At 44.3% G+C, this 11,137-nt stretch carries 9 protein-coding genes; 6 read left to right on the top strand and 3 right to left on the bottom strand.

What is annotated here, in order from left to right:
- The 5 genes from AC1DXF_RS25580 to AC1DXF_RS25560 form a co-directional block, all read left to right on the top strand.
- On the top strand, window positions 1-223 hold a 223-nt coding region (locus AC1DXF_RS25580; protein ID WP_477451540.1), incomplete at its 5' end, for a transposase.
- A gap of 204 nt (window positions 224-427) precedes the next feature.
- A complete protein-coding gene (locus tag AC1DXF_RS25575; protein WP_477451539.1) occupies window positions 428-2,416 on the top strand; it encodes a glycoside hydrolase family 97 protein in 1,989 nt (662 codons plus the stop codon).
- A 119-nt stretch (window positions 2,417-2,535) separates the two neighbouring features.
- Window positions 2,536-2,907: a BlaI/MecI/CopY family transcriptional regulator gene (locus AC1DXF_RS25570; protein WP_477451538.1), complete on the top strand. Its 372-nt coding sequence runs from the start codon at window positions 2,536-2,538 to the stop codon at window positions 2,905-2,907.
- Complete coding sequence (locus AC1DXF_RS25565) at window positions 2,904-4,463, top strand: M56 family metallopeptidase (protein ID WP_477451537.1); 1,560 nt, start codon at window positions 2,904-2,906, stop codon at window positions 4,461-4,463. Before AC1DXF_RS25570 ends, AC1DXF_RS25565 begins: the two co-directional genes overlap by 4 nt.
- 137 nt (window positions 4,464-4,600) lie before the next feature.
- A complete protein-coding gene (locus AC1DXF_RS25560; RefSeq protein ID WP_477451536.1) occupies window positions 4,601-5,182 on the top strand; it encodes an HPP family protein in 582 nt (193 codons plus the stop codon).
- Between the two features lie 8 nt (window positions 5,183-5,190).
- On the opposite strand, the gene AC1DXF_RS25555 is transcribed toward AC1DXF_RS25560, so the two are convergent.
- Entirely contained in the window at window positions 5,191-5,838 is a 648-nt protein-coding gene (locus AC1DXF_RS25555) for a Crp/Fnr family transcriptional regulator (protein WP_477451535.1), read from the bottom strand.
- Between the two features lie 93 nt (window positions 5,839-5,931).
- Window positions 5,932-6,165: a hypothetical protein gene (locus AC1DXF_RS25550; RefSeq protein ID WP_090638907.1), complete on the bottom strand. Its 234-nt coding sequence runs from the start codon at window positions 6,163-6,165 to the stop codon at window positions 5,932-5,934.
- Between the two features lie 167 nt (window positions 6,166-6,332).
- On the opposite strand from AC1DXF_RS25550, the gene AC1DXF_RS25545 reads away from it, so the two are divergent.
- Window positions 6,333-8,210: a chloride channel protein gene (locus AC1DXF_RS25545; RefSeq protein WP_477451534.1), complete on the top strand. Its 1,878-nt coding sequence runs from the start codon at window positions 6,333-6,335 to the stop codon at window positions 8,208-8,210.
- Between the two features lie 55 nt (window positions 8,211-8,265).
- Here AC1DXF_RS25545 and AC1DXF_RS25540 read toward each other — a convergent pair whose 3' ends face one another.
- Window positions 8,266-11,058, bottom strand: a complete 2,793-nt coding sequence (locus AC1DXF_RS25540; protein WP_477451533.1) for a bifunctional fucokinase/fucose-1-phosphate guanylyltransferase — start codon at window positions 11,056-11,058, stop codon at window positions 8,266-8,268.
- Window positions 11,059-11,137: the final 79 nt, after the last annotated feature.

Raw genomic sequence — 11,137 nt, 5'->3', positions numbered from 1 at the left:
ACATTGGGCGATAGAAAACAAGCTGCATTGGACGCTTGACGTTGTCTTTCACGAAGATGCCGACAGAAAAAGGAACAAACACGCAGCCCAAAACTTTTCCCTGATCAATAAGGTAGCTTTAAATATACTTAAAAATGATCAAACGAAGAACATCAGTATCCGAAGAAAAAAGAACATTGCCGCATGGGATCTTAAATATTTACTTATGCTACTGAAATTTTAATGCGTTTGCCCTGTGTAAGGTGAGGGTGTCTTTTATGTTAGTTTTATGGAGATTTATACAACTTTTAGCTGTCTTTTTAAATTTGTTGCCCGTCCTGTTTTTTTCTCATTACAATTTGTAAGGAATGCATTACGCCGTGCGTACATTTATGTTTAGTTTCGTTTTTTTATAAACCATTACTTTAACCCGCAACACCTTTTTGTGATGAAGATAAAACTTTTACTCTCGCTTTGCCTGTGCTTTCCTGTTGCTGTGCTTTTTGCCCAAACAGCCCAAAGCTACCATGTAAAATCGCCCGATGGCAAAATTGATTTGAGCGTAACAGCCGGATCAACCATCAGCTGGTCGGCAAAGCATGAGCATACAGAAGTTATTATGCCATCAACCATATCTATGACATTGGGTGGCAACGAAGTATTAGGCAAAAACGCGGTTGTAAAATCGGCCAAAACATCGTCTGCCGATCAATATTTTAATACGCCTATTTACAAAAAAGACAAGGTTCATGACCGGTACAACCAGGTTACGATTAATTTTAAAGGCGATTTCAGCATCATTTTTCGTGCCTATGACGATGGCGTTGCGTACCGCTTTGTTACGCATAAAAAAGGCGACATTACCGTTGTTGATGAGGAAGCCAACTTTAATTTTAAGGACGATGATAAAGCTTACCTGCCCCTTGTAAACGATTTAAGAAACAAAGATAAGTGGACAACATCTTTCGAGGCCTTGTACGATAACATTAATATCTCTGCCGTTAAAAAGGATACATTGGCATTTTTACCGGTGCTGGTTGATGTTGGCACTCCGAAAAAGGCAGCTATTTTAGAGGCTGACCTGAACAACTACCCAGGTATCTATTTAACCGGTGATGGCCTGAACGGAAAAAGCCTTAAGGGTGCTTTTGCTAAATATCCTACTGTTGAACATACCGGCGGCTATGCCAATATGAATTATGTGGTTAATGGCCGGGCCAATTATATTGCCAAAACAACCGGTACGCGCAGTTTCCCCTGGCGGGTGGTGATTATAAGTACCGAAGATAAACAGTTAGCCAATAGCGATATGATGCAAAAGCTGGCCGAGCCATCGAGGCTGGCCGACCTATCGTGGATAAAACCCGGCAAGGTTGCCTGGGATTGGTGGAACGACTGGAACATCAGCCATGTAGATTTTAAGGCCGGCATTAATAACCCTACTTATAAATACTACATTGATTTTGCATCGGCCAACAAAATAGAGTATGTGGTGTTGGATGAAGGATGGTCGAACATTGTCGACCTGAACCAGATTTCGCCCGATATAAACCTACAGGAATTACTGGATTACGCCAAACAAAAAAACGTAGGCCTCATTCTGTGGGCAAGCTGGTACGCTGTTACCCGGCAAACCGATGCTGCCTTTGCCAAATTTTCTCAAATGGGCGTAAAAGGCTTCAAGATAGATTTTATAGACCGTGACGATCAAAAAATGGTATCGTCGCTTTACGAAATAGCTCAAAAAGCTGCCGACCATCACCTGATTGTTGATTACCATGGCATGTATAAGCCCAGCGGCATCCAGCGTACTTTTCCTAACATTATAAATTTTGAGGGCGTAAAAGGGTTAGAGAATGTGAAATGGGGCGTAGCCAATCACCCGAATTATGATGTAAGCATTCCGTTCATCCGCATGCTATCCGGCCCGATGGATTATACGCCCGGGGCTATGCGCAATGCAACCAAAGCAAATTACCGCCCGGTGAATGGCAACCCAATGAGCCAGGGTACACGCTGCCATCAGCTGGCCATGTACACCATATTTGAGGCGCCGCTGCAAATGATGGCCGATAATCCAACTATTTACGCAAAAGAGCAGGAAAGCACCGATTTTATTGCCGCTGTACCCACCACCTTTAACGAAACCGTTGCCCTTGATGGCAAGGTGGGTGAATATGTAGCCATCGCCCGCCGCAAAGGTACCACCTGGTATGCCGGCGCAATGAGCAACTGGGACGCCCGTGAACTAAGTATCGATTTGTCTTTTTTAGGCGACGGCAGTTATAAAGCCATCGTATTTGAGGATGGGGTAAATGCTGATAAGGATGCAACTGACTATAAACGAACTGTAATTAACGTTACCCCGAAAGACAAGTTGCCCATAAAACTGGCTCCCGGCGGCGGCTGGGCCGCAAGGTTTGAACGGGTGAATTAATATAGCCACACCACTTTTAAAGATCATAAATGCAAATACCCGTGAAAAAAACACACGGGTATTTGCATTTATGATTTATTTACTCTACAATTGTAGAGTAAATTCTAATATCGTAGAATATGAAATTAACTCCGACCGAAGAACAGCTGATGGAACTGATTTGGGAACGCAAAGAAGTGTTTTTAAAAGAGCTTATCGATAGCTATCCCGATCCCAAGCCTGCCGTTACCACCATTGCCACCTTATTGAAACGCATGCAGGACAAAGGCTTTGTAGCTTACAACCTGATGGGGAACTCCAGGCAGTATTACGCGCTGGTAAAAAAGGCTGATTATTTTTCGACCCATTTAAACGGATTGATCAAAAACTTTTTTGGCAATTCGGCTATGCAGTTCGCTTCGTTTTTTACTGCCGAAACCAACCTCACGGATACTGAATTGCAGGATTTGAAAAAAATCATCGATCAACAACTAAACAAGAAAAAATCATGACAACCTACCTGTTAAACTTTACGCTTTGCAGTGCCTTGTTGCTGCTTGCTTATGTTGCGTTCCTCAAAAACAAAACGACGTATGTTTTCAATCGGTTTTACTTGCTGTGCAGTGTTTTGTTTTCATTAATGGTTCCGCTAATTGCGATACAGTACCGGGTTGATTCCGTTTTGGAAGCCGCTTCGCCACAGATACAAGTACCCAACACGCCGGTATTCATATCATTGGCTGCAGCGCCGGCTCAAATAACGGATAATGTTAACTATATGCCATACCTGCTATTATCCGTATATTTATTAATAACAGGGACGCTGTTGTTTAGATATATAAAAAATCTATATCTAATTTACAAATCAATAGATAAAAACAATAAAGAAGTATTTAACAACGTAAAACTTGTTTTAATTAACTCAAAACAAGCACCTCACACTTTTTTAAACTTTATTTTCTTAAATCAAACCGAGTATCAGCAACAGCAAATAGACGAAGCCATACTGCACCACGAAATGGCCCATGCCCACCAACTGCATTCGGTTGATGTGATGCTGATAGAACTGGTGCAAGCCGTTTGCTGGTTTAACCCCTTCATTTTTCTGTATCGCCGGTTCATCAAACTAAACCACGAATTTTTGGCCGACGCTGCGGTATTAAATACCCATTGCAATATCACAAATTATCAAAACCTGCTTATTCACAGTTTATCGGGGCTTAAAAGCCTGGATATAACCAGTCAGTTCAACTATGCTATAACCAAAAAACGATTGATCATGATGACTAAAACCACCAACACCACCGCAGCCTGGCTTAGCCGGCTGGCCATTATCCCGGTAGCTGCAACTGCCTTTATGCTTTTCACCATTAAAACCGAGGCGCAGCAACAGCCTTCAGCCGCACCTGCATCTAAAGAAAAAGAGAAACAACCAAAACAGGAAACAACGCTGCAAAAGGCCGCGGCTAAAAAAACACCACCCGCTTTTGGCGTGCCCAACCTAAATTATCAATATACCACAAATGGCGTATCGCCGGAGTTATTAGCCGAATACAAAGCCATTGTTGATAAATACGACTCTTATTTTTCAACCGTTCTTGGTAGCCATGGGAAAAATATGGCTTCGCCGGATGGAAAGATTGTAAAGGTTTCGGATACAGACAAGGCCAGGCTGAAGGAAATTTACGGCCAAATGAGTAAAGATCAGCAGGCACAACAATTGGTAGGTTTTATGATGGGCGATGGAGGGGTGTTACCACGTACTTCGCCAACAGCCAAACAATTTAATGCTTTTAAAAATATACACATCTACGGCTTATGGATTAACAGCAAGAAAGTGGGTAACGCCGAACTTGACAACTACCAGCCAGCCGATTTTGCACAGGTATTCATCAGTAAACTATACGGCGGCGCTGCAAAAGGCAGGATTTATAAATACCAGGTTGATTTAATGACCACCGATTATTACGATACCTATCGCAAAGAAACCCTGGCGCAAACTAAAATAGCGCGACTATATTTCCGCACGCCACCCGGGGCCAGGCAAACCGGTTTAATGTTGCTTTAAATAATACAAGCGCCCCGGATTAAAAAAAGTCCGGGGCCTTTTTCATTTCACGTAAATATTTTACCCTCCGTTATCGATTTTAACTTATCCATTGTGTCATAATTTAAAGTGTCTACTTTTGCGCAGGCTTATAAATTATGATCAGAAGGATACACCGCCACGTGCGCACCGCCCGTTATATTGTTTATAAAGAAACACTGGTTGACTACAAAGAGCATCTGTGGACGTTTATAGGCTCGTTCCTGGGGATAGGCCTCATCGGTTTTTTTAGTAACCGTTATTTTAGCCCTTCAGATAATTTATTCCTCATCGGTTCTTTCGGTGCATCATCGGTATTAATTTACGGCATTGTAAATAGCCCCCTTGCACAACCCCGAAATTTAATTGGCGGGCATGTTATTTGCGCCCTTGTTGGTGTAACTATGCATAAGCTGTTGCCCCACGATGTTTGGCTTTCATCGGCCCTGGCTGTATCAATTGCTATCGTATTAATGCAAATTACCAAAACACTGCATCCGCCCGGCGGGGCTACCGCTTTGATTGCCAATATCGGTTCGGCAAAAATACAGGCATTGGGTTATCTTTATGTGCTAAGCCCGGTATTATCCGGCGCAATAGTGCTGCTGCTGGTTGCCCTGTTGGTTAACAACATTAGCAGCCACCGCAAATACCCCAACAATAAAAAATGGTATATGGTATGGCGTAGGTATCAGCGTTAAGTTACCGGCTATACCCCGGTTTCTTCTGTTAGCTTAAGCAATAAGTCCTCGTTTTTAATAAGTATGCTTTTGCCGGCTATTTCGATGATCTTTTCCTCAACCAGGTCATTAATAGTGCGAAAAAGCGATTCATATGCGGCGCCGGTAAATGCGGCCAAATCCTGCCGGCTTAGGTCGATATCAATAAATCCATCGTCGTTGATACCGAATTTGTTTTTAAGGGAGATGAGCGCCTGCGCAACCCGCCCTTTAACAGGCATATGCGCCAGGTTCCGCATCCGCTTTTCCGATTCCTGTAACTCATTGGCGAAAAAGCGCATCAGCTTTATTACAAAGCTATTATTAACGTTCAGCGTCGATTCCAGGAAATCCATGCTGATATAACAGATTATGCCAGCCTCAATAGCAGTCGCCGATACCGGATAGTAACCCGTATCGCCAAGGCCAAGGTGGCCAACAATATCGCCTTTTTTGGCAAAACGCAATATCAGCTCTTTTTCGGCATCCCATTTTTTGTGCACTTTTATTTTGCCCTCGTAAACAAAATAAATTCCTGTAACCGGGTCGCCTTCCTTAAATATTGCTTCGCCTTTTTTTACAACATAGTTTTTTCGCTGGGCCGCAATAGCCGGAATCCAGTCTTTTAAGCAGTGCATGCACAAAAAGCAGCTTTTTAAATCACAAACGTTTTTACTTTTTGCCATGTATGAATGCCCTGTTGATATTGGCAAATTGCCTTTGCGAAATTATTAAAAGTACCGGCCTTTTGGTTGCTCCCAGGTTGCCATGTTAAAAATAATTCCCAATATGGCAATAACCGACCCGCCAAATACCGGCCAGGGGAACGATTTAGCGCCATTAATGTAGATTGTCCAATTGTGCGAATCAACCGCATTAACCGTTTTTAAATTGGTAAAGGTTAAAAAACCAATAATAATGATGATAACTCCTATCGCCATTAATGCATAACTGAATTTTTTCATGTTGTTATCCGTGTAATGTTTTTGATGATTTAGATGGCAAAACTTATAATAAAATATTGCACATGCAATGTTTTATTCAATAAAAATTTATAAAAAGTCAATTTTATATTACTTTTGCAACAAAATCGACCGTTTTCTTGAGATGGCCGGCATTTCAAATATTAATCATGAAACAAAAAGAAACAGGCATCCCCATCTCGCCTTCCCTAAGCGCTATTAATGATCGCCAGGATAAATTAACCTTAACTCATATCATAAAAAAACGGTTACTATATGTTTCGGTATTATCTGTTATGGTGGCAATAGCTATCAGCATTATTGCCAAAGGCCTTATATACCTCATTAACATTGTAACCAATATTTCGTTTTATGGCATACTGGATGTGCATTTCCATAGCCCGGCGGCCAATCATTTGGGTGCATGGGTTATTGTTGTGCCGGCCATTGGCGGAATAATTGTCGGGCTAATGGCGCTGTATGGTTCAAAGGCCATCAGGGGGCATGGCATTCCCGAAGCCATGGAGCAGATACTAACCAACCAAAGCAAAATAAAACCATCCATCACTTTTTTAAAGCCCATATCATCGGCAATTGCTATTGGTACCGGCGGACCTTTTGGTGCCGAGGGGCCAATAATTGCAACCGGCGGGGCATTGGGTTCAACCCTGGGCCAGTTATTAAAAATTACCGCCAACGAGCGCAAAGTGATCCTGGCGGCAGGGGCAACAGCAGGCATGTCGGCCATATTCGGCACCCCCATAGCGGCGGTATTATTGGCTATCGAGTTGCTTTTGTTTGAGTTTTCGCCCAAATCTATTTTACCCGTTGCACTGGCCTGTATCACAGGCGCAGCGGGGCATCACCTGTTATTTGAACCAGGTCCGGTTTTTCCCATGCCCAATTTAACCGTACCTGCTAATGGGGCTTTGGCTATTTACAGCGGTATTGGCCTGTTTATCGGTTTTTTATCATTAGGGGTTACCAAAATTGTTTACTTAATTGAAGACTGGTTTGATAAGCTTCCCATTCACTGGATGTGGTGGCCCGCTTTGGGAGGCCTCGCCGTAGGTTTAATTGGTTATTTTGCGCCACATACGTTGGGTGTCGGCTACGACAATATCATCAGCATTTTATCTGGCACCATTCCGTTACTCCTTGTTTTGCGGTTGTGCTTTTTTAAATTCCTGTCATGGGCAGTTGCCCTGGGCAGCGGTACATCGGGCGGAACGCTGGCCCCATTATTAACCATTGGCGGCGCGGCAGGCGCAATTACAGGAGCGGTTATTTTAATGTTTTTTCCAAATTCGGGTATAACTATCCCAATGGCCGCGTTACTGGGCATGTCGTCAATGTTTGCCGGGGCTTCAAGGGCTTATTTAACCAGCATTACCTTCGCCCTTGAATCTACCATGCAATCAAGCGCGTTATTGCCATTATTGGGCGCCTGTACCGCATCGTACCTGGTATCTTTCGTTTTAATGGAAAACACAATAATGACCGAGAAAATTGCCCGCAGAGGGGTTGCAACACCTGTTTCATTTGAGCCCGATGTGCTGAGCAAACTATCTGTGCTTGATGTAATGAACAAAAACTTTGTTACATTAAGCGCCGAAAACACGGTTAGTGAAGTAAAAGCCCAACTGCTTGCCCACAGCTCAAACACCCATGGTTTTATTGTGCTTGATAAAAACGGTAATTACACAGGTACGGCCAATTTAGCCGATATTTATAATGACACCCTGGCCGACAAACTGACCCTCGCTAATATAGTGCATCCATCAACTTTAACTATAAACAGCAACACATCGTTGCGGCAGGCGGCCGAATTAATGGCAACGCATAGTGCAGAGCTGGTCGCGGTTACATCGGCAGAAAATAAAATCATTGGCAGCCTGTCCTGCAAAGAAATTATAGCTGCATATGGACTGCACAATAACGAGGCCGAAACAACAGCACAGCCGATATCCCTAAAAAGGCAACGGCTAAAAGTGTTAAGCAAAGGGCGAAAGCTGATGAATAGCAATACAAAAGAGCCGGGCAATTAAATGAATGCAGGATTTTGGCAGAGACGAGCGCGTACGCCCCTGCCAAAACCCTACATCAACTCCTCGATGTCTTAAATCCATCCCGCGAAATAGACCAATCAACAAATCTCGCCCTATTATTGAGCGGGTTGGTATTAAGAGCGCTACGCACTTTTGCTGCCGCAGCCACATCCTTTGCAAATATCAGCATGTAGCCCCCGCCACCGGCACCCAGTAATTTACAGCTAATAACATAATCGCTGATGCGGTTAATAATTGCCTGAGTTTCGGGCGTATTGGTGCCGCCATCCAAACGCTGGTTAAGCGCCCAGCTAATGCCCGTGGCCTTGGCTACTTGCTGCAGGTCGCCGTATTGAAAGGCCTCGTAAGTTTTAAGGGCATGTTGGTTCATTTCTTCCAGGATGCTTAAATAGCTGTTGCCATTAAGGAACATTCCTTTCACAATTTCGGCCAGGATATTTTTGGCAACCCGGGTAATCCCGGTATAATATAACAATATAGATGCCGCAGAAGCATCGGTAAAAATAAACTCAGGGGCCCAGCGCACTGTTGGCTTTTGAAAAATACCCGGGGTACTTTCCAGTAGCTTAATACCTCCAAAAACACCGCCATACTGATCCTGCCATCCGCCGCCGGTTGTTAGCATTTGCTCCAAAACCAAGGTTCGTGAGCAAATAGCATACTTGTCCCATTTCAGGTCGCAAAAATCACTTAAGGTACCCAATACGGTACTTGCCAGGATTGAGCTTGTGCCCAGGCCCGATCCCTTGGGGATGGCGGCCAGCAAAGTAAGTTCAATACCCATCCCAAAGTCCTTCAATTGCTCCGTCAGCGAACCATACCTGTTTGCTGAAAATTCAGGCCCAAAACCTGCCAGGCAAAGCGCGGCCTTGGGTATGCAAAATGCCGAACCGACTGAATTATTATAATCACATAATTGCTCGTAAGTTGTTATATCCTCCCTTACACCCAGATCAATAGATCGCAGCGTGATAACATATTCGGCAGCGGGTTTTATGAACACCTGTAGCGGGGGCTGCCCGTTTAGCTCAACAGCCAGGTTTAGTACCTTACCACCGTTAATGAGGCAGTTTGGGGGAGTGTCTGTCCACCCCCCAGCCAGGTCGAGCCTGATAGGACTGCGGCCCCAAACTATCTGATCGGACATTACATCCAACCTGGGTTCTGCAAGTTCGGCTTTAGCCGTGTCAACAATAGTTTCGGCAAGCAGGCCAAATGCTTTTGCCTCATAGGCGGCAGCCGATGGGTTATCTGAGCCCAACACCTCACTCCTGAACATCTGGTCGTGCAGGCGCGTTAGCAGCGGGGCGTCTTCGGGCAAAGCGGGCGGCAATGTTAATCCTGCTTTTTTATATATCCCGGCAGCATTTTTCAAATCAAGCTGGTAAAAAACAGATTGCTTCCAATTAGCTGCCATACTTTGCAGGTTACTTTCTAAGAAAGCTTCGCGCTGAGCGTACTGGCGGTAAAGGTTTACTTCGTCGGCAACATTGGCCGCGGCAATTAACCGCTTTCCTTTTGCCAGGTAATTAAATGGGTTATCAATCAGTCCTTGAATGATTTCGCTGTTCAAATCGGCTGCGTCAAATACAGGGTAAACAGGCTCGTTAAACCAGTCGGCATCTGTATACCCCCTATCGGCATTTATCCCACGTACAGGTAACGTGGGGTTGTAAAATCCATAAACCCTTACACACCATTCATCCTTATCGCCAACCGGTATAAAATCAAGACAGGTTTCTTCGGGCAAATCGAGCGCCCAATTATTTGCAGGAGCCCCGGTAATTATGTGCTTACAGCGCAATTTCCAGGTTTGGGCAATATGACAGTTCTCCACCCAGATAGAATTGTTCGCACTGGTAAACTCAAACCTGGTGATGGCGTTTTGGGTAAACAAGTCGGCGCTGGGCTTTATTTTATTATGCCATATCTCTTCCTGGTTTTTCACCAGGTTTTGCAATTTATCGGTCGATTCTATCAACTCGGCGCTGGTACCAAAATGGTAAAATTCGCCTTTTGGGAGCGGCACAATCGCTACTTTTAACTGGTTGATGGCATCGTCCTTCAAGGTTGGATTTTTACCCAGGGCCTGCCCAAACTCTGTGTACATATCATAAAACGACGGAATTCCGTTGGCAAATGAGTTGCTATCCTTATCCCAGCCGCTGCGCTCAAACATCAGTTCGATGGCTTTGGGGCTAAACAGCCAAACGCCGATGTCAATAAAAAACAGGTAATTTGGCTGTAACTCCTGTAGTTTTTGTGCCGTAGGTTTTTGCAGGGCAAAAGCCAGTTCTTTGGGCGAGCTTTTATGCGCAAAAAAAACACCAAAATTAGATGCTTTCTCGGGCCGCTCCCACAGGCCAAAGCAAACAATATCTGCATCCGGTATTTCGGGCAATACTCCCCCTGCGCGAATGAGCACATCGCCACTGGCTACCAGGTGATTGAGGTTTTTGGGCGCTTTGTTCAATATTTCTTCATACAGCGGTAACTGCAGGTCAATCAGCATTTGCCCAATGCGCTGGCCCCTTTTCCAGCGAAAGATGGGCATGGGTGTAAACACTTTGCCTACAGCTGCATATGCCGGCAAACGCCGGCTTTGGCCACCCGCATGGATAATCAGCCGCTTCTCTTTGCGTAACCAATTACCTATTGGGCCTGTGGTCTTCTCATCTTTACTGGCTTCGTACAATAAATTAACGGTTCCGCCACCTGAGCCAACTTTGCCCTCTTTAGGATCCGAGCTGAAGTAATAGTTTTCTTTGGCAAAATGGTGGTCGCCAAATTGTTTAAAGGCCGGGGGAATGCTTATTAGTTTTCTCATTTATGCTGGTTGAAGTCGGGATGTATGAAGATACACCCAATCAGTAAAAATCGTAACTAATAGCTTAAATGGATTCAAC

The sequence above is a fragment of the Mucilaginibacter sp. P2_A5 genome (assembly GCF_056404995.1).
The sequence above is the reverse complement of the archived record's forward strand: the minus strand, read 5'-3'. Positions and strand labels throughout refer to the sequence as shown.